Here is a 20,217-nt window from a genome sequence, read left to right on the forward strand (position 1 = left end):
TTATTTCTGCCGGAGCAATACAGCGAAATTCAGAGCGAAGAAAATCCAAGTTAATGTCGTCGAAGCTCCATCGGTAATGCATGGCCGGCCGTAAAAGTCCCTCCCCTCCGAACAATTCAAAAAGAAAGGAAATGGCTTTCAGTAAGGGAGCTTCAGGGAGCAGGGGGTATTTGCTTTCGCAGTGCACGTCGCAGAAACGCAGGATATCGGCACCGTCTTGTACTATTTGCCCTTGGGTTGTTTTAAACACTGGCATGATCATGCGGTGTATCTCCGGCAATACGTGCTGCTGGAAAGTAGACGAGCCCACTGAGAGCTCTTCAAAGGGCAGCCCCTGCTTGCGCAGATAGCTCCGGGCCTTGGCCGTGTAAAGTGAACAGGGTATCCCGAAGAGTGTCATCGTAGTCTGCATGGAGGATCAATCCGCGTTTGTTATGCGATCAAAGGCTAACATATTGGCATTCTTGGTGTCAAAATATTGACCCAACTTGATATTTAACGCAAGAGTGTTGCACTTTGTCGCGTGAGAATGCGTCGTTATCGACCCCTATTCACATAAGAGGCCACGAACAACATCTTCTCTTTGGACAATATATATAAGTTTCGGGCGGGAACCGTTGCGATCAAGGAATTGATACCAGTTCAGCCGAAGTCCTTTCAAATTTTTCTCGCATTTCGCGTACCCCATCACTTGCCATAGCAGTCACGATAATCAGTGGCGACATGTCGGGAGGTGGCAGTTGTGCGCCATGTATACATCATGTATCATAGGTATACACAATGTATCATCGGTCGGTGACAATGGTCAGTTCCAAGCTTGTTAAGGGAAACAAGGATGCGTCGAGGGTTGATTGGGAGCTGATACTTAAAGCCGGCCCTAAAGCAGATATTCCTTTGCGCGTGATTGAAGCGGCCGCAGGAAACTTTGCCGAGAGAGGCATCGAGGATACATCGGTGCAGCAGATAATAGAGCGTGCAGGTGTAGCCCGACGTAGCTTCTACCGTTATTTTCCTGACAAACTGGCCGTGATGGATGCCATGCTTGACCGGTCACTCCAACACCTGCTCGTTGTGTCCAAAGCGGAGATGTTCTCTGTAGGATGCGGATTAGACCGCCTGAGAAAAGCTTTCGACGTTTACCTACGGTTTGCACGAACTGACGGCCGCCTAGTTGCTCTACTGTCCGGCGAGTCCCAGCGTCCGGACAGCCCATTAATGATGACGAGGCTGCGGCGAATAGAGGAACTGGAGTCGCTCTATATCGAAGCCTTTGAGCAAGCGGAAGGCCGCATCCTCGATCGCCTGCTCGCGCGCAGCCTGATACTACTTCTTGAAACCCTGACACTGCATGTGCTGACGCATGGCGATGAGCTGGGGATCTCTCTCGATCAAGTTGCCAGTCAGCTTCATCGATTCTTAGACAATATGATTGCTGAAGAGCTCTAAATATCGGAGTTATGTTAATGATTTTGTGCACTCTACAAAAAATCAAAATGACTCAAGGTCATCGAGCATTTTCCATGATGACTCTGTGTTCACTATTACTTTTAGGCTGTGGTCCCTCCGACAGCTCAGATCCATCAGAGCCACCTAACGCTGATACTCAAGCGGTAGAAGAGTCACCATCCACCTTTGTCGTTGACAGTCAACAGGACCAGCCAGACGCTGATCCTGGGGATCAGATCTGCGCCTCGGCTGACGGTTGGTGCACCATCCGGGCGGCAATTATGGAAGCGAATGCGAGCGAGTTTGGATCTGACGGAAACCGCTACACGATTCATATACCGGCGGGCTACTACGATATTACACTCCCGAATCCACTCTCGACACCGGGTACTGATACGGAGTCTGGCGCAGAAAGACCGGTTATTACTAGCGATGAAACGGGTTCTTTCAAGATTAGTGTTCCCATGACTATCCGCGGCGAATCTGCCGCGAGCACCATTTTGGACGCAAATCGTTTGGACCGTGTATTCGAAATCGACAAGAATGCTGAGTCGACAATCACTGATGTGACAATACGCGGCGCAGCCGGCAATTCATTTGGCGGGGGCGTCTACTGCCGCGCCACGGTTCATCTGTATCGTGTTCATATAACTGATAATCGCGCAGGTGGCGGAGCGGGTATCTTCTGTAACCCAGATGGAGCGCTGGATCTTAGAGACAGCACAGTTAGTTACAATATTGCGACATCGCAAGCCGGTGGAATTCGAATTGATCAATGGGGCACTATTGTAAACTCGACAATTAGTCACAATATTGCCCAAGGGCTAGATTCTCCGCCTACTGGTACTGGAATAGCTTTTCTATACTCTGAAGGAGGCGGCGTTGACGTGCGCGGGTTTTACGCGCTTATCGAAAACTCTACCATTACAGCCAATCAGGCAAAGTCAGGGGGCGCAGGCCTGCATTTCGCTAAGGCTTACCTAGACGCTGCTCCAGATCCTATTACGGGTGCTGTAGATAATCCGCTACTAGAGGTCGTAGTCCGCAATAGTATTATCGCACTGAATGTCTCAGAAAATGGGCCGAGTGATTGTCTTGCTGAGGTTGCGGCGAACAGAATTCGGTCAGAGGGTAATAATATTGACTCTGATGGCTCTTGTCCGTTCAATCAGCCCGGCGATTTGACAAACATAGATCCAATGCTTAGTCCGCTGCAAGATAATGGTGGCCCTGCGCTAAGCCACCTTCCCCGTGAAGGTAGCCCTGCACTAGCTGCCGGTGACATGCATTCCTGTTCAACAACAGATCAGCGCGGCGTAGTGCGTGCAAGTGACGGCGACTGCGATATCGGAGCGATCGAATTGGAGTAGTGCAATAGTTTCCGATACGGGAGACTTGTATCGATAGCACGAGCCGCGCGATATATTCGATTGGGCTACTTGAACAATGTTCATCATATACGCCACATACTTTGTGCGCAGATGCACATTGGTGCCCAGCACTGCATGAGTTAATGTTAACCACTTTGCCATCCTTACCTTGGAGTTAGAATTGAATCACTCAGTACTCTTCCAACCGCTGGATCTTGGCGCCCTGACGCTGAAGAACCGTATCGTTATGGCACCTATGACACGCAACATGTCGCCTGGCAATATACCGGGCCCACAGTCTCTGGAGTATTACCGGCGCCGTGCCGAGGGCGGGGTTGGTCTTATCATCACAGAAGGCACCTGCATAAATCACATCGCGGCCAATGGCTATCCGGATGTACCCTACTTCCATGGGGAAGAGCGGCTTGCCGCCTGGAAAAAGATTGCGGATGCGGTACATCGGGAGGGTGGCAAGATCGCACCTCAGCTCTGGCATTGCGGTGGTATGCGCCGCGCCGGTACACCTCCTGAAGGCGAGGTGAACGGGTACACGCCGTCAGGCATGAATGTGCCCGGCAAGGTTAATCGCCATGAAATGACGAAGCAGGACATTAAGGATGTTATCGCCGCCTTCGCGCAAGGTGCCGCGGATGCCAAAGCACTTGGCTTTGATGCAGTAGAATTGCACGGCGCACACGGCTATCTGATTGATCAGTTTTTCTGGGAAGGTACCAATCAACGCAACGATGAATATGGCGGCAGTCTAGAGAACCGAAGCCGTTTTGCCATTGAGATCATTCAGGCGGTTCGCGCCGCGGTGGGGCCGGATTTTCCTATTATTCTGCGCTGGTCTCAGTGGAAACAACAGGATTACACCGCCAGACTGGTCGAATCACCCGAGACGCTGGAGCAATTTCTCATTCCTTTGAGTGAGGCCGGCGTTGATATCTTCCACTGCTCTACACGCCGCTTTTGGGAACCCGAGTTTGAAGGAAGCACGCTGAATCTGGCAGGTTGGACACGCAAAATAACTGGCAAGCCAGCAATTACGGTAGGCAGTGTTGGCCTGAGCGATGAATTTTTGCCGCTGCCGGGACAGGCCCATTTCCGCGAATCTGAACCTGCTAGTCTGGATGATCTACTCGCGCGTCTAGAAAATGCCGAGTTCGATCTGGTCGCGGTAGGCCGCGCGCTGATCGCAAACCCAGATTGGGCGACCAAGATTGAGGCGGGGTCGGCAGAGCAGCTAGCACCATACACAAAGGAAATGCTTGCTGAATTGGTTTAGCGAGTGCGCTGAACCTCGGATAAACGCGGCGCAACAGAATGGCGCCCGTGTTTAAGGTAATAGGCGGCCGAAATACTTGGCCGCATTATCCGATGCCCTTATTACCATTTGACGCGCTGAGTACCAGTCGTCAGCGCGTGACGAATAGCGTTTCTCGATCACATCGCGTTTTATCTTCATTGTTGGCATTAGCGCGCCATTTTCAATTCCCCAGCGATCCTTGAACACCACGATTAAAGCCACATGCTTATGAGGAATCAGAGTGCTATTGCTAACGGGCTGCGCGACACCGACCAAATGCAATTGAAATTGCAATCTATCGGAAAACTCCCCACATGTTTGGCGGTGTAGTATTCACGATTTATATCGTAAGATTCCCCTAACAAGGAGGTATAAATGAATAAACCAGAACCCATTACCACCAGAGTCACTGCCATGACGGGGACTGACTATCCGATTATTCAAGCTCCCATGGGTTGGATAGCCCGTTCCCAGCTCGCCTCTGCGGTAAGCAACGCTGGGGCACTCGGCGTGATAGAGACCTCTTCCGGGGAGTTCGACAATATCCGAGAGGAAGTCGCTCGCATGCGGGAGCTAACCAATAAGCCCTTTGGCATGAATCTGGCCCTCGCTTTCGTCAAAAGCAGTGACGCTGTGGATTTTGTAATAGAACAGAAGATTGATTTCGTGACAACGTCTTCAGGCAGCCCCAATCTGTGCACCTCCATTCTGCAGGAAGCTGGCATAAAGGTATTTCACGTGGTGCCGACACTGGAAATGGCTCTCAAAGCGATAGATGCTGGCGTCGACGGACTAGTCGTTGAAGGAGGAGAAGGTGGCGGATTCAAAAATCCGGCCCCGGTGTCCACGATGGTGCTGCTGCCACTTATTCGCTCCCGAACAACCCTGCCCATCATCGCTGCCGGAGGTATCAACGATGGCGCAACAATGGCGGCTGCATTTATGCTGGGGGCCGACGCCGTCCAGATGGGCACACGTATGCTCAGCAGCGCTGAGTCCCCGGTTCATAAGAACTGGAAACAGGCGGTCGTGAATGCTAGAGAAACAGACACCGTTTTTCTAAACCAGCAATCTCGACCTGCGCTGCGCGCGCTACGCACGAAAAGAACCGAAGAGCTTGCTGCCTTAGGCAAGTTTCAAGTTATGGAGCAGATGGCAGGGCATCATCAACTATACTTCGGTGGGGATATGGAAGCTGCAATACCGTTGATAGGCCAGGTGTGCGGCCGAATTGATGCTGTAGAACCTGTGAGTGACATTATATACACCACCATAAACGGGTTCCGCGCGGCGCTTGCTGATAACGCGAAACGCTACGGCGTCGTTTAGTTGGATTCAACATGCTTTCACACTCGCTTCAAATAATGTCATGCCGTTACCTGTCAAAACAATAATAGGGAGTATAACGATGCCTTTCATTTCCAGAGCATGTTGCTGTATCGGCTTAGCCATAATTATCACAGCTTGTAGCGGAGATAAGGCAGGGAACAATCCGCTCCCATCAGGTGATGCCCGCAAACCCTCAGCTACCGCGCCAGCGACGAAAGCAGCGAACCAAGCCGTGTCAAAGCAGCTACCTCTGGATGACGAGCAGGATTTTTCGGACGCTCGTCGCGGCTTTATTGCAACGCGCACGCCACTGGTTATTACCCGTGAAGACGGTAGCGTAGTATGGTCCGACAAGGACTACGCTTGGCAGAATGACAAGAGTGCCCCAGACTCGGTCAACCCCTCCCTTTGGCGGCAAGCCCAACTTAATAACATTCATGGCTTGTTCAAAGTAAAGGAGGGCATCTATCAAGTGCGCGGATTCGATCTGGCGAACATGACCTTGATCGAAGGCAGTAACGGTTGGATCGTGGTGGACCCGCTTACTGCTGTAGAAACGGCAGAAGCCGCCCTCAAGCTAGCCAACGATACACTTGGCAAACGCCCAGTAACCGCTGTTCTATATACCCATTCACATATTGACCACTTTGCTGGCGCAGCGGCAGTTGTTAGCCAGGCAGACGCCGATTCCGGTGCCGTTCCCGTGGTCGCACCAGCACATTTCACACGAGAAGCCGTAAGCGAAAACGTAATTGCAGGCGCGGTAATGACACGCCGGGCCAGCTATATGTACGGCATGACCCTGCCGCGAACAGCGACTGGGCATGTCGACACAGGCCTCGGCAAGCAACCGGGGCAAGGTACAACGTCGCTGATCAAGCCCAATACGGTGGTCAATAGAACAGGGCAGACCTTGACCATAGACGGTGTTGAATTTGTTTTTCAATACACACCGGAATCCGAAGCTCCCGCGGAGTTCATGTTCTTCCTGCCACAATATGCAGCGTTCTGCGGGGCAGAGGTCCTGTCACGCAACTTCCACAATATCTATACCCTGCGCGGTGCCAAAGTACGCGATGCTCTCAAGTGGGCTGGCTATATCGATGAAGCTCTGGTGCGCTTCGGTTCGCAAACTGAAATCGTGTTCAATTCTCATCACTGGCCAGTATTTGGAAACGATGCCGTGCGCGACTACATTAAAAAGCAACGCGACATCTACCGCTATACTCATGACCAGACACTACGGCTCGCATCGCAGGGCCTTACGCCAAACGAGATTGCCGCGTCCATTACGCTACCTGAGTCGTTGCGCAACAACTTTGCAACGCGCGGCTACTACGGAACACTCAAGCACAACGCCAAGGCCGTATATCAACACTACTTTGGGTGGTACGACGGCAACCCCGTTAATCTGGACCCGCTGCCACCCGAGGCAGAAGCCAATCGTTATGTCGAGGCAATGGGCGGTATAGATGCGGTAGTAGAAAAAGCGCGCAATGCCTATGCCAGCGGAGATTTCCAGTGGGCTGCCCAGCTGGCTCACCACGCGGTGTTTGCTGACGCCAGTCACCAGGACGCCCGAATCATGCTCGCCCAAGCCTACGAGCAACTCGGCTATCAAGCTGAAAGCGGGCCGTGGCGAGACGTTTATCTGTCGGGCGCCAATGAACTGCGCAATGGTCTGCAAGGGGTGGACATGCGTGAAAGCGCAGGCGCGCTGCTTCGCTCCGTGCCACTCGACTTGTTCTTTGTTGCAATGGCGACAAATGTCGATCCTGAGTCGGCGGCCGGCAAGGTAGTTACTGTGAACTTTCGGTTTACCGATACCGGTGATGATTTCACCCTGATGCTGGAAAACTCGGTGCTGAACCACCGACAAGGATTAGCTGCCGAAGCCGATGCAACCCTGACGCTAACCCAGGAGCTGCTGGTTAGGCTGATTAGCGGTCAGGCCAGCCTGAAAGATTTGGTAGGAAAGGACGGGGTCAGCGTGGAAGGAAGCTTTATCCGGCTGGGACAGTTGCTGGGCAGTCTGGGTTTACCGAATTTTGACCCATTCCCGATGACAACGCCTTAGCACCGCGTCGGCATGTCTTATTTGGCTCCTTAAATTAGCGAAAATGCGGACAAAAGCCGTCAACTGTGCGCAAAAGAGCCTTTTATCGCGCTAGTTCGCCATGTAGTATTGTCCGCCGACCAGTAGGGGAAAGACTCCAGCATGCATTTTCTAACCGTCTTATACAGCCGGGCAATGGGCCTTCTCAGCCGCATTATGCTCAAATTTATCAGCCTGTCGTCACCGCTGATCTACAGCGGTGCTGGCAGTTACGCCACGCTCTGCTCAGCCATCGCCCGCTTTGGACACAAAAAAGTACTGGTGGTCACCGATAAAATGCTGGTGGAACTAGGGCTAGTAGGGCAGGTCGTTGCTGAACTGGAAAAACAGGGGATACAGACTGAGATTTATGATGCCGTCCTCCCCGATCCAGACTTTTCTCAGGTAGAAAACGGCATTAAGCACTGCCTCCAACACAGCTGCGACGCTGTGTTAGCGATTGGTGGCGGCTCTTCATTGGATGCAGCCAAAGTGATCGCGATATGTTCCGGGTCTGACCAAACGCCACGAGATATTCTTGGCTATTTCAGCGTCTCAAGCCGTGGGTTTCCAATCTACTGTATACCCACGACCGCGGGCACCGGCTCTGAAGCTACTATGGTGTCGGTAATTACCGATGCTGAGGCACGTACCAAGTGCTTTATTGTAGACCCCAAACTCGTCCCCAACGCCGTCGCGCTTGACCCCTCACTGATGACTGGCCTGCCACCGGCAATCACAGCAGCCACTGGTATGGATGCCTTAACTCACGCGATTGAATCATCATTGTCTCGTGAAGCTAGCGATGATACGCAAACTAAAGCCCTTACTGCAGTCGGCATGATATTTGGCAATCTGGAAACCGCGGTCAAAGATGGCAGCAATCTGGAAGCTCGCGAGGCGATGGCCGTAGCCAGTTTCTACGCTGGCGCCGCGTTCACCATTACCAATGTTGGCTATGTCCATGGTTTGGCACATCAACTCGGAGCTATCTGTCACTTACCTCACGGATTAGCTAACGCTTTGTTTCTACCGCATATCCTAGAGTTCTACATCGATAAAGCTGCTCCCCAAATGGCCCGTATTGCTAAGGCCGCAGGGGTTGGCTCTGACAGCGATTCCGACGCGCAGCGCGCTCGTGCGCTCGTTGACGCTGTCCGTCAGCTCGAGGCCAATATCGGCATTCCCCAGTACGCCGATGCGCTCAAGCCAGAAATGGTCGAAGAGCTCGTCGATAGAGCACTCCATGAATCGCACGGACTATACGGTTATCCGGTGCCGAAATACATGCGCCGCGCCGAATGCGAAGAGATTGTCAGACGCTTACTACCGGCCTGAATCGCGGGCTGAAACCGACACCACTGGGCGCCTGCAGGGCGCCCGGATGTTCGCAATGGCCATTGCCAGAAAACTCTGCTGCCCTTCCGAAATCACGTTTCAACCTATCCATCCAGTGAGTCAGTGAATTACGCGTAGCGGCCTCTTTCCGCCTGCGTATTACAAGCATAAAAAGAGCGTCGAATATTCCAAGCCAAACTAAAACTTTCCATGCACTAGCGCAGTCTAATGCAGATGGAGAGCCTATGAAGATACGTGCCGCAATTAATGGTTATGGTCGTATCGGGCGCAACATTTTGCGTGCCCTGTATGAATCCGATCAGCGCGATCACATTGACCTGGTGGCTATTAATGATCTGGCGACATCCGAGGTCAACGCCCACCTGACGCGCTACGATTCCGTTCATGGTCGTTTCAACGGCTCGGTGAATGTCGATGGCACCGCGTTAATTGTGAACGGCGAGCGCATTCAGACCTTCTCCATAACCGAGCCAACACTACTGCCCTGGCAATCACTTGATGTAGACGTGGTGTTTGAATGCACCGGTCTTTTCACCTCACGCATACAAGCCACAGCACACCTTCAAGCCGGCGCGCGCAAAGTAATCATCTCGGCCCCTGCCAGCGACGTCGACGCCACAGTGGTCTACGGTGTAAATCACCATGTACTGACACCCCAAAGTCAGATTATTTCCAATGCGTCCTGTACCACCAATTGCCTGGCCCCAATCGCTAAAGTGCTAAACGACGGCGTAGGTATTGAGTATGGTGCCATGACGACAATTCACGCCATGACCAATGATCAGAAATTGCATGACGTTTACCACCCCGACCTCTATCGTGCCCGAGCCGCCGGACAATCCATGATTCCGACTAAAACCGGTGCCGCTCAAGCTGTCGGGTTGGTGCTACCGGAACTGGCAGGCAAGCTCGACGGTATGGCCGTGCGTGTGCCAACAATCAACGTGTCGCTGATAGATTTTCATTTTCTTGCTGCTCGCGATACGTCTGTCGCAGAGATCAATGCTCTAGTGAAAGCCGCCGCCAACGGCCCCATGAGTTCAATATTGCATTACAACGAAGAGCCACTGGTCTCGATAGACTTTAATCACCAGAGCGCGTCCGCCATCTTCGATGCACCGCAAACACGTCTCAATGGTCGCATGGTGAAAGTCATGGCGTGGTACGACAACGAATGGGCATTCGCCAATCGCATGCTCGATAGCTGCCGGGCATTGATGGCCACCGACATTCAACCACGCACGCCTGAAGCCGGCGCTAACGCCGCGTAACTTCCCCCTTGAAAAATAGCATGTCGATGTGATCCACCGCGCCGAATAAAAGCTATCGTCGCCGGAATTCTTGCCTGTCTAACGCGGAAAAAATTGCTCTGTACTAGAGCTCTTCCCGTGATACCCCATTAATTAAATTCCTGTGGCAGAATAGGCGTCATATCGACTAGAGCCCAAAGTTAAATGCCAAGCACACCAGTAACAATTAGTCAGATTTGCTCCGATGACGATGCCGCAATTGGCGGCATTATACGAAAGGTGGGCGCCGAATTCGGCGCCGTGGGAGAGGGCTTTGGCCCCGGCGATGCCGAGGTTTCCGCCATGAGCCGCCACTATCTTCCAGAAGATGGTTCATGCTATCTGGTCGCCAAACTGAACGGTCATGTCGTCGGGGGCGGCGGAATCGCACCGTTTAATTCAGACAAAGGTATTTGTGAGCTAAGAAAGCTCTTCCTCCTGCCCGAAAGCCGAGGCTACGGTATTGGACGCAGCCTTCTGGAACAGTGCCTCGATTTTGCAGTACTAACGGGTTACAGCGCCTGCTATTTGGATTCGCTTCGCTCCATGGAGACCGCTATAAAACTCTATGAGCGTTTTGGCTTCCAGCGCCTGGATGCGCCTATGGAAGGCACCCCCCATAACCGCTGCGATGTGTGGATGCTAAAAAGCTTACTTGCCAATAATGACTGATCGCTAGAAGCACCGGAACGCCGCTATGAGAAAAGTACAATGGCCAATTGGCACGCTAATCAACATGGCGGCTGTGGTAGCAGGCAGCCTAATCGGGTTGGGGCTTGAACAGCTCTTCTCTGCCGAAATGAAAAACATCCTGTTTCAGGCTGTGGGTCTGGGCGTACTCATCATGGGCATCAGCATGGCCCTGAAAATACCCGACTCCTACATGGTAGTGCTGATCATGAGCCTGATCCTCGGAGGCCTTATCGGACAAGCCGTTGGTCTGAGCGCGACGGCAGAGTTTCTGGGTAATCGCCTCGAGGCGGCACTCACGCTCGGTGACCCGCGTTTCACCGAAGGGTTGGTCACTGCTTTCATGATTTTCTGTGTCGGGTCGCTCACAGTTGTCGGTGCCATTCAGGAGGGTATCGAGGGAAACCGCCAGCTCCTCATGGTAAAGGCCGCCATTGATGGCATGGTCTCGATTGCGCTAGCGTCTGCGCTCGGGGTGGGCGTTCTGTTTTCGATTGTACCGATGCTTTTGTTCCAAGGCGGCATAACGGTGCTGGCAACGGTGTCGCGACAGCTATTTACCGAAGAAATTACTCGCTTAGTATCCGCGACTGGCGGCGTTTTGATTATGGCAATCGGTTTGACGCTACTCGGCACTGCAGAGATCGACGTGATCAATCTGATGCCAGCACTAATACTGGTGGTGGTTTTGAGCCGGGTGCGCAACAAGCTGGTTACGCTGTTACGCGCCTAAATGTCAGATATCGATGGCAACTCGAAACTCTATTGTACGCGGCCGTATGTAATAGACGTCTTGCCGATCTTCAGCGTTATAAAGTACGTTGGCAACGCCCCGCTCATCATCCAGATTGGTCGCCGCGAGAGACAGCGACAATTCGCGTTCTCCCCAGCCGCGCCGTGCGGTAACCCGAGCATCCAGCGTTTCATAGCCGAGCACTTCAGCGCTTTTCTTAAGATCGTTCCAGGCCTCGCTGTAATAGCTGTGGCTCAAACTGGTATCGAGACTCCATTGCCCCAAGGTAAAGCCATAATTTAAGGTGGTAGCGGTTTGCCACTGGCTAGTTCCAGGCAGGGGAGTACCTTCGGGCACCGGTGTACCATCAGGCGAGTTAAAATCTTCTGTGGTATATGCATCGGTGTAGGCAGCACTTACCTGTAGCGTGAGTCCATCCAGCGGCGTAAGGTAGTTCACCGCCAGTTCTGCGCCGTCCACTTCTGCACTGCCAACGTTGTCGATAATATTAAAGAGATTGTCGGGGGTTCTCTGAACCATCTGCGGCTCGTCCCAGTCAATCTGAAAAATGGTTAGATCGGTAATCAGCGTATCTTCCAACCACGACATCCGCGCGCCGATCTCGTAGTTCCAGAGTGTGTCTGATTTAAAGATGGGAGGAACATCTGTCGTGGGGGTATCAGCTATAGTCTGGATACCCCCCATGCGAAATCCTTTAGAGGCACTTGCATAGACCATAAGTTCATCAAAGGGCGTCCATGTAATTGAAGCTTTGGGGTTCAAGCCAGACTCTGAAATACGGGCCACATTGGAATACTCCGGCGAAGCCGTAGCAACGAGAATAATCGCTCCAGATCCAACCACAGCACCATTGACCACCGAGCGGTAGTCTCGAAGCCCAAGGCTGACTTCCCAGTCAGGACTGAAAGCCCAACTAACATCCGTGAACAACGCGATCTCGCGTGCTTCGAGGTCGGCTGTAATTTCGGTTAGCACGACAGGCGGCAGAATGTTTGCGCCAAGTGGCAACAAGTTACTGCTGGACTGATTAAGAAGCGTAGTACTGAAGAACTGAGTGTAATCTAGCGAGAATCCGCCAACAATCCATTTGATCGGACCGCCGTGATTTGATACCAATCTTAGCTCCTGAGTGTCGCCCTCAACGTCTTGAAATAGCTGAATCCGGGCTACTTCCGTGCCGATCAGGCTAGCATTGTTCACGAGACGAGTAGCGTCCAAATGCTGATCCAGAAACTTGGATATGCGACTCGTGGTAACGACAATATCCGCAAAAGGCGTGATGTAGGTGGCGGTCAAATTGGCGATATCAAAAGCTGTTTCCTGCCAACTGGGACCATATGAAGTGGAGCGAACGAGTTCACCATCGGTGTCACTAGAATAGGCCATTTCGTCGGCAAAGGATCGCTGTTCCATATACATGGCATCGATCAGTAATTTGTCGGTCGGCTCCCATGCCAACAAGGCGCGTTGGCTGGTTTGGTCCCGGCTGTCAATGTCTACCTCACCGTTACGCTCGTTATCAATAATCCCGCCCACATCGCGCTCCACATGAACAACCCGCATGGCTAAAGGATAATCACCACCGATGGGAATATTTAATGCGACCGAAGTGGAGTAGGAATCTTCGCCCTCGTTTGTTTGACTGACGGAGCCACTTAGCTTGAGACGCCACTCACCAAATTCTGGTTTGGCAGGAACATAGCGCACCGCACCCGACAGACCAGAGCTGCCAAATAGTGTTCCCTGTGGACCCTTAAGAACCTCCACACTGGCCAAGTCAAAAGGGTTAACATCAGGGCTGACTGCAGAAAACATCGGATCGCTGAAGGACGTTTCACCGATCATGATCGCGGTGGTTTGCGAGGTGGTCAACCGAGCTGTATCCGCGCCGACGCCGCGGATGGTAATCCGGTTCTGATCCGTGCCGAGGGGATTTTGCGTGATACCGGGAATCTGATTTAGAAAGTCTGCCAGTTCCTGAGCCCCATCCTCTTCCAATGCAGCCCCTGAAAGGGCATTGATACTGGCCGGAATATCCCGCAAGGCCTGCTCGCGCTTGGTGGCCGTAACCAACACTTCCTCGATCTTGTTAGTCTGCGAAGATTCTGCCGCCCAGACGCTAGTTAGGCACGCCGCCGAGATCACCATTGCCGATCCAATACGGCTGAACGATAGGCAATTATCGATGATTGTCATGATGGGCTGCTCAATAGTGGTCACTTGTCCACTTAATGTATATAATTTAACCACCAATGGCAAGGACGGGCACACACGTGGGCAGAATTGGAGACAACGGGCGCGGCAAACTGATCGACGCTGCATTTAACTGTTTTGCTCAATTTGGCTATGAAAAGGCATCCAGTCGCTTAATAGCCGCAGAAGCCGGTGTAGCCCTAGGCCTGATACATCGACATTTCGAAGGAAAACGAGGCCTACTGGAAGCTACAGACATTAAATATCTGGAGTGGGCTCGCCAGCGCGCGCAACGGGGTCTGCCCACCTTGTGGGGTAGCGGCGGCGACCAACAGCTCAGCGAGAGCGACCAACTGGCAATTGCGTATTTGCAAAAAGCGGTAATGCAGCCGCGGCCAGGATCAAAAGAACTAACGCAAAAATGGCTCGAAATTGCCACCCAAGACATTATCGACGCGCAAAAGTCTGGGGTGATTGAATTGCATGCGACACCAGAACAATGCGCACGGATCTTACTCATGCTCGAAACCGGAGCATTAATACTTAGCGACGTGGGATTAGACGATCCGCATACCCAGAAAAATGACATGCTTAAAGCAATGTCACACATAATTACACCGTGCTGAAAAGCCGGCCTTTGATATTTCGACACAGGACAACAACCATGAGCGAAGCACTGACTTTTCCCACTATAGAGGCCCTCGAGCATCGCACAGATGAACTTCAGGCTAAGAAACTACCGAATGTAACAATTCAAGTTATTGGGAAAAGTCGCAGCGGGCGCGACATTAGAATGATCAGCATAGGGCAGGGCGCTCGCTCGGCGCTGATACTGGGCGTGCCACACCCTAACGAACCCGTGGGAGCGCTGACCGTCGAGTATCTGATTGATAAGATCCTGAACGACAAAACGTTACAGCAGCTGGATATCCAATGGCACTTCATAAAAGCCATTGACCCGGAGGGGCTGCGCTTAAATGAAGCGTGGTGCACTCAACCGCTTACTTTACGAAGTTACATGGAAAACCACTTCCGTCCCGCGCTGGCGCGGCAGCCAGAGTACACCTTCCCCCTGAACACCGACGATTACACGTTCACCCAATCGACCCCAGAAAATCTCGCCTGGCAAAAAGCACTAGATTTGGTGAAACCTGATTTTCAGTCCTCGCTCCATCACGCAGACCACGGCGGGGTATTTCACATTGTGAGCGACAACCACGCCGAACTCAGTCAAGCTTTGAGTGACATTGCCGCTAACTCTGGCTTGGGTGTAAATCCGGTCGGCGATCCCGGTGCACAAGCACAACCGTTTGCCGCCGGTGTATTCGCCTTTCCTAATATAAACGCCATGATTGGCGGCGAGGGTCCAATCGGCTGGTCTGCCGGCAACTCCGGTGCGCATTACGCCAAAAAGCAATTTGATACATTCTCACTAACCACCGAAGTACCCCTTTGGCATGACGCACGATTACTCGACACATCGCCATCTGGCAAAACACTGGGCGATGTCCTGGAATTCCAGCTAGCGCTGTTCAGTGAACTGACGGCGCTGCTGAAAACCCACGCTCCTTCATTTGAACCTTATATAGAAACTCAAGACCAGCGTGAAATTTTCGAAGCGCTTAAAGAATGGCACGTGAATGCTGATGGATTTGCGGCCGAACTCACGATGGCAGCGGGCGCGGTTGACCCAGCGACGCCATTGCCAACACACATTTATGCGCTCAGGTCTCAACTCACAATGGCAGCAATGCGTCCGGCCGGATTAATGCGACGACTCAGCCATGACCTGGTGCAGCATGTCGAATCAGAGGAACTCCTCGCAGCTGGCACCGATGCGAGTGTTTTTCTCGACAAGGCAATCATGCACTTTGAAGAGGAGGCAACATTGGAGCCTGTTGCGTTGAGCAAACTTGTTCAGATCCAAGCGGACGCCATACTGTTAACGCTGAAGCATCTTGCTACTGCTAAATCGAAGTAAGGCAAGAACACCCTAGCAATATACGTTCTGGTTTTTATTCTCGGGTACAGGACATACCGTTAATAACGGGGGCCATTCTCTGGCCCCTTAACTTTAATCGTATGAGTCGAATTTGCTATAGAACAGCGTCGTGATACACGCGTTGAACATCATCAAGGTCATCAAGCATATTCATAAACTTATCAAACTGCTCACGATGCTCTTCGCTGATCGGGGTGGAGCCCTTGGGAATGAACTGAATCTCGTCTACTTCAAACTCAATATCGGGAAAGCCTTCCAGCAACGCTGTTTTGGTTTTGAAGTACTCTGTATGTGGTACAAACACACTAAGAGAGCCCCCATCCGCCTCAATATCGGTTAGGTCAACCTCCGCCTCTAGCAGGCATTCCATCACAGCTTCTTCGTCGTCATGCGGGAATACGAAAATCGCCGAATGGTCAAAGCTGTGGCTGGTGGTCCCTTGAGTGCCAATTTTGCAGTCGGTTTTGGTAAAGCAAAGTCGCACATCGCCAAAAGTCCGATTGGGATTGTCAGTCAGGCATTCAATAATCACCATGCAGCCACCAGGGCCGAAGCCTTCATATCGAGCAGGCGAGTAGTCCTCACCCGCACCGCCCTGGGCCTTCTTGATGGCATTGTCGATAACGTGCGTCGGAACCTGATCGCGCTTGGCGCGCTCGATGAGCCCGCGCAGGGTCAGGTTGCCTGTAGGGTCACAGCCACCGGATTTAGCGCAAACGTAGATTTCCCGAGCATAGCGGCTGTAAACCCGCGCTTTAGCATCAGAGGTTTTCGCCATTGAGTCTTTACGGTTTTGATATGCGCGTCCGATGACACTTACTCCTGTAGGAAGTTGCTGGGCAGCATTTTACCCTATTTATGGGAGATGCCAATCGTTGACAGCTCCCCTGCGCATGGCGAAGGGGATTCTGCATGAGAACTGAAATCCATACGCTGCCACTCATCATCAGACAAGCCCGTTGCCGATTCGACTGTTGTCATTTCCGCCAAGACAGCTACCTTAGTAAATAGTGGGTTTCGCAGCTACTCGTCTCAGTTATCGCCCCGGCCTGTTATCGAAGGAGATCCGTCATGCAGCAGGTAGCGGCAGGCCAAATCGACTAGCCCCTCAACAAATTCGCGTTCTTCCAGTAAGGCTGGCTCTCTGTCTATGGCAGCATCAATAGCGCCCCGCACAGCCATCAGCATAATCCTGGCGCCAAGTTTAGGTTCAGAAACTCGGAGCTCGTCGCGCCGCCTCTCCAGCACACTCTGCCACCAGTTTTCTCCCCATTCGACCCAATTCTGCGCGCCGTCAGGCGCAGTACGATAACTGATTTCAAAATCGCTGTAGTGGTGCCGATAAAAGTCACGGTGCAGCTGTATGAGCTGTAGTGAGAGTTGCACTGGGGTTTCAATGAGGTGTCGAATTTCGTCGCGCAGGGGGAACGTACCCAGCTTTCGTTCTTTGATGAGTTGACGGTAGTACGCGTCGATTAATTTCACTTTCTCGTCGAATACATCGGCAAGGATTGCCTGTTTGTTGGGGTAGTAACGATATACCGAGGCGATCCCAACCCCAGCACGTTCAGCAATGCGGTTCGTGGTCAACGCAGCGGCGCCCTCTTCCTCGAGGATGGCACATCCAGCTTCGCGTATAGCTTTGACCAGCGCCCGCGAGCGCGATTGCTTAGGCCGACGGCGGGGTTCGGCAGGTGTCGCAGTATTAGCGGCCATAAACCGGAGTTCCTCGCGGGATTAAAATTATTATCTATTAAAAACAGCCAGTTACCGACGAGCTGAGACCCAAAAACTGGAGTACCTGAATAGATACGCGTCTTTTATCCTTGAGGATAGTTCAACTGCGCTCAAGCGGGCAGTCTTAAGGAGTTTGCATGACACCCACAGAAAACCACCGAATCATAGACCGCATGTTACAACATCTAGCAGACGGCACAACCGACCTTGCAGCCCACTCGATAGAGATTCCAAGCGGCGAATTTATTGATACAGCACGCTTTCAGCGCGAACGCCAGAAACTCTTTATGGAGATGCCGCAAGTCGTCGCGTTTTCAGGCGAAATAGCTCAACCAGGTAGCTATATGACTACCACCATACTAGACGTCCCTGTCCTATTAACTCGTGCTGCCGACGGCAAAGTCCGGGCATTCCTTAATGTTTGTAAGCACCGCGGTGCTCCAGTGGCGGCGGGGTGCGGCGAAGCTCGGCGTCTCACTTGCCCGTTTCATGGCTGGAGCTACGACCTCGACGGAAGTCTCGCAGGTCGCCGGGAAGCTGCTGCGTTTACTGACATGGAACACGACAGTAATTTGATAGCACTGCCGGTCGCAGAAATGTGTGGATTGATCATTGTGGGTGCCCAGACAACAGTACCCCAACAGAAGTTGGAAAATGCGCTGAGTGGTATTGACGCTGCGCTTGCGGGCTTTGATTTTACAGACGCGATGTCCGTCGGGCGGCACCGCTATGAAGCGGCAGCGAACTGGAAACTGGTTGCCGGGCTAAGTCATGAGGCGTACCACTTTGCGTCTGTGCACCGCAGTTCACTGGCGCCGCTGATGTATGACCGGGCGGTAGTCGACACTTTTGGGCAACACACACGCTGGGCCTTTGCATTTCGCGGTATTGAAAAGCTCGCAAAGATTGATGCTGCTCAGTGGCCGGATGCCTTTCCCGGGGCGATGAATCACACGATTTTCCCCGCCACAGTAATCGTGGTGAACTCGGGTGATGCCGAAATGATACGAGTGGAACCCGGGCGGCTGACGGGTGAATCAGTGGTCTATTACTCAGGTGTTGCGCGCGACAAAGGCAATTTCGAGGCTTGTCGCGAGGCATTTGAATTTGGGGGGAAATTGTTTGAGGAAGAGGATCTTCCTGCGGCCGAAGCTTGTCAGAAAGGTCTTTCGGCGGGGCTGCCGACTGTCATTGTAGGTCGTAACGAACCCGTAGTGCAGCATTGGCACCAATCCTGGAATAAAGCACTGGAGGGTGAAAAATACTAATTTTTACCTGTCTTTCAGACAGAAAAACTTACGACTGGAATCTGACACCCTTCGCAAGGATTACAGATTCCAGCCCAGCATCCTGGTTTATGGTGCTAAGTCCGGCGGCTATAAACACATAACGTTAGTCGCGCACGCAGTCTATATAGTACTCAACCTTGCCATCACGGGATTCTTTTACTAAGCCATGAATGTCAGTCTCAAAGCCAGGGAATTGCTCATTAAATGTTCGCGCAAATCGTAGGTATTCTACGATCGTTTTATTGAAACGTTCTCCTGGAATAAGCAAAGGTATGCCTGGAGGATAAGGCGTAACTAACATGGCTGTTATGCGATCTTCGAGCTCATCAATCGGCACGCGTTCAATATCACGGTGAGCCATTTTCGCCCAGGCATCGGAAGGGCGCATGGCTGGAGTCAGGTCACTGAGATACATTTCTGTTGTCAGACGAGCGACATCAAATTGGGCATATACGCCGTGGATTTGATCGCACAGGTCGCGTAATCCCATGGCTTCGTACCGAGGATGCTTTGCGATAAACTCCGGCATGCATCGCCACAAACGGGTATTTTTGTCGTAGCAATCCTTGAACTGCTGCAGTTCCGTGACCAGCGTGTTCCAGCGACCTTTGGTGATACCAATGGTGAACATGATAAAGAAGGAATACAGGCCACACTTTTCAACGATGATGCCGTGTTCACTCAAGTACTTGGTGAGAATGCCTGCCGGGATGCCATGCTCGGCAAAGTCACCATCCACGTCGAGCCCCGGATTGATGATGGTCGCTTTGATGGGATCCAGCATATTGAATCCATCCGCCAGATTACCGAAGCCATGCCAGCGATCATTGGGTTTTAACATCCAATTTTCCTGTGGGCCCATGCCTTCTTCAGCAAGGTAATCTGGGCCCCACACCTTAAACCACCAGTCAGCCCCCCATTCGTCGTCGACCTTGCGCATGGCGCGCCTGAATTCCATCGCCTCAGCAATCGATTCCTCTACCAAGGCTGTGCCGCCCGGCGGTTCCATCATGGCGGCTGCGACATCACAGGACGCGATAATCGAGTACTGGGGCGATGTGGAGGTGTGCATCAAATACGCTTCGTTGAATAGGTCTTTATCCAGTTTGCGATTACTGGAGTCCTGCACCAGAATCTGGGAGGCCTGCGAAATACCGGCGAGCAATTTGTGGGTGCTCTGAGTCGCGAAAACCATGGACTCGTCGCAGCGCTTCCGGTCTTCACCAATGGCGTGATAGTCACCGTAGAAATCGTGGAAGGCGGCGTGGGGCAGCCAGGCTTCATCGAAGTGCAGGGTATCGATTTTGCCGTCCAGCTCTTCCTTGATTTCCTCAACGTTGTAAAGCACACCGTCA

18 protein-coding genes are annotated in these 20,217 nt (G+C 52.4%); 12 read left to right on the forward strand and 6 right to left on the reverse strand.

The annotated features are described in order from the left end of the window. Positions 1 to 412: glutathione S-transferase N-terminal domain-containing protein (locus tag AC222A_RS15455; RefSeq protein WP_486775208.1), on the reverse strand; the 412-nt coding region annotated here is incomplete at its 3' end. 389 nt (positions 413 to 801) lie between these two features. On the opposite strand from AC222A_RS15455, the gene AC222A_RS15460 reads away from it, so the two are divergent. From AC222A_RS15460 to AC222A_RS15470, 3 genes are all read left to right on the forward strand, one after another. Next, positions 802 to 1,446 (forward strand): TetR/AcrR family transcriptional regulator, encoded by a 645-nt coding sequence (locus tag AC222A_RS15460; RefSeq protein WP_486775209.1) that lies wholly within the window; start codon positions 802 to 804, stop codon positions 1,444 to 1,446. Positions 1,447 to 1,463: 17 nt separating this feature from the next. Beyond that, positions 1,464 to 2,816 carry a choice-of-anchor Q domain-containing protein gene (locus AC222A_RS15465; protein ID WP_486775210.1) on the forward strand — a complete coding sequence of 451 codons (1,353 nt, stop codon included), beginning with the start codon at positions 1,464 to 1,466 and terminating at the stop codon, positions 2,814 to 2,816. Between the two features lie 181 nt (positions 2,817 to 2,997). Next, positions 2,998 to 4,104: an NADH:flavin oxidoreductase gene (locus tag AC222A_RS15470; protein WP_372760476.1), complete on the forward strand. Its 1,107-nt coding sequence runs from the start codon at positions 2,998 to 3,000 to the stop codon at positions 4,102 to 4,104. A 51-nt stretch (positions 4,105 to 4,155) separates the two neighbouring features. Here the strand turns inward: AC222A_RS15470 and AC222A_RS15475 are convergent, their stop codons facing one another. Continuing rightward, positions 4,156 to 4,419 carry a hypothetical protein gene (locus AC222A_RS15475; protein ID WP_486775211.1) on the reverse strand — a complete coding sequence of 88 codons (264 nt, stop codon included), beginning with the start codon at positions 4,417 to 4,419 and terminating at the stop codon, positions 4,156 to 4,158. An 81-nt stretch (positions 4,420 to 4,500) separates the two neighbouring features. Here AC222A_RS15475 and AC222A_RS15480 point away from each other — a divergent pair, with 81 nt between their 5' ends. From AC222A_RS15480 to AC222A_RS15505, 6 genes are all read left to right on the forward strand, one after another. After that, positions 4,501 to 5,454 (forward strand): NAD(P)H-dependent flavin oxidoreductase, encoded by a 954-nt coding sequence (locus tag AC222A_RS15480; RefSeq protein ID WP_372748989.1) that lies wholly within the window; start codon positions 4,501 to 4,503, stop codon positions 5,452 to 5,454. 232 nt (positions 5,455 to 5,686) lie between these two features. Next, positions 5,687 to 7,531, forward strand: coding sequence for an alkyl/aryl-sulfatase (locus tag AC222A_RS15485; RefSeq protein WP_486775212.1), 1,845 nt, complete (start codon positions 5,687 to 5,689; stop codon positions 7,529 to 7,531). Between the two features lie 141 nt (positions 7,532 to 7,672). Next, positions 7,673 to 8,887: an iron-containing alcohol dehydrogenase gene (locus AC222A_RS15490; protein WP_372764902.1), complete on the forward strand. Its 1,215-nt coding sequence runs from the start codon at positions 7,673 to 7,675 to the stop codon at positions 8,885 to 8,887. A gap of 245 nt (positions 8,888 to 9,132) precedes the next feature. Then, positions 9,133 to 10,179: a type I glyceraldehyde-3-phosphate dehydrogenase gene (gene gap / locus AC222A_RS15495; RefSeq protein WP_486775213.1), complete on the forward strand. Its 1,047-nt coding sequence runs from the start codon at positions 9,133 to 9,135 to the stop codon at positions 10,177 to 10,179. Between the two features lie 183 nt (positions 10,180 to 10,362). After that, positions 10,363 to 10,869, forward strand: a complete 507-nt coding sequence (locus AC222A_RS15500; protein WP_372797850.1) for a GNAT family N-acetyltransferase — start codon at positions 10,363 to 10,365, stop codon at positions 10,867 to 10,869. Between the two features lie 25 nt (positions 10,870 to 10,894). After that, the gene (locus AC222A_RS15505; RefSeq protein ID WP_372764589.1) at positions 10,895 to 11,620 is read left to right on the forward strand and encodes a DUF554 domain-containing protein; all 726 of its coding nucleotides are present in this window, start codon (positions 10,895 to 10,897) and stop codon (positions 11,618 to 11,620) included. Positions 11,621 to 11,623: 3 nt separating this feature from the next. Here AC222A_RS15505 and AC222A_RS15510 read toward each other — a convergent pair whose 3' ends face one another. Next, complete coding sequence (locus AC222A_RS15510) at positions 11,624 to 13,837, reverse strand: TonB-dependent receptor (protein ID WP_486775214.1); 2,214 nt, start codon at positions 13,835 to 13,837, stop codon at positions 11,624 to 11,626. A gap of 77 nt (positions 13,838 to 13,914) precedes the next feature. Here AC222A_RS15510 and AC222A_RS15515 point away from each other — a divergent pair, with 77 nt between their 5' ends. Both AC222A_RS15515 and AC222A_RS15520 read left to right on the forward strand, forming a co-directional pair. Beyond that, the gene (locus tag AC222A_RS15515; protein ID WP_372749875.1) at positions 13,915 to 14,460 is read left to right on the forward strand and encodes a TetR family transcriptional regulator; all 546 of its coding nucleotides are present in this window, start codon (positions 13,915 to 13,917) and stop codon (positions 14,458 to 14,460) included. A 38-nt stretch (positions 14,461 to 14,498) separates the two neighbouring features. Continuing rightward, on the forward strand, positions 14,499 to 15,815 hold the full coding sequence (locus AC222A_RS15520; RefSeq protein WP_372759121.1) for a M14 family zinc carboxypeptidase: 1,317 nt from the start codon (positions 14,499 to 14,501) through the stop codon (positions 15,813 to 15,815). 115 nt (positions 15,816 to 15,930) lie between these two features. Here AC222A_RS15520 and AC222A_RS15525 read toward each other — a convergent pair whose 3' ends face one another. Both AC222A_RS15525 and AC222A_RS15530 read right to left on the reverse strand, forming a co-directional pair. Next, positions 15,931 to 16,647 carry a YebC/PmpR family DNA-binding transcriptional regulator gene (locus tag AC222A_RS15525; protein ID WP_372810457.1) on the reverse strand — a complete coding sequence of 239 codons (717 nt, stop codon included), beginning with the start codon at positions 16,645 to 16,647 and terminating at the stop codon, positions 15,931 to 15,933. 221 nt (positions 16,648 to 16,868) lie between these two features. After that, on the reverse strand, positions 16,869 to 17,552 hold the full coding sequence (locus AC222A_RS15530; RefSeq protein WP_372759949.1) for a TetR/AcrR family transcriptional regulator: 684 nt from the start codon (positions 17,550 to 17,552) through the stop codon (positions 16,869 to 16,871). Positions 17,553 to 17,710: 158 nt separating this feature from the next. On the opposite strand from AC222A_RS15530, the gene AC222A_RS15535 reads away from it, so the two are divergent. Next, positions 17,711 to 18,841: an aromatic ring-hydroxylating oxygenase subunit alpha gene (locus tag AC222A_RS15535; RefSeq protein ID WP_486775215.1), complete on the forward strand. Its 1,131-nt coding sequence runs from the start codon at positions 17,711 to 17,713 to the stop codon at positions 18,839 to 18,841. A gap of 124 nt (positions 18,842 to 18,965) precedes the next feature. On the opposite strand, the gene AC222A_RS15540 is transcribed toward AC222A_RS15535, so the two are convergent. Then, positions 18,966 to 20,217: Orn/Lys/Arg family decarboxylase (locus tag AC222A_RS15540; RefSeq protein WP_486775216.1), on the reverse strand; the 1,252-nt coding region annotated here is incomplete at its 5' end.

Source organism: Litorivivens sp. (assembly GCF_057445395.1).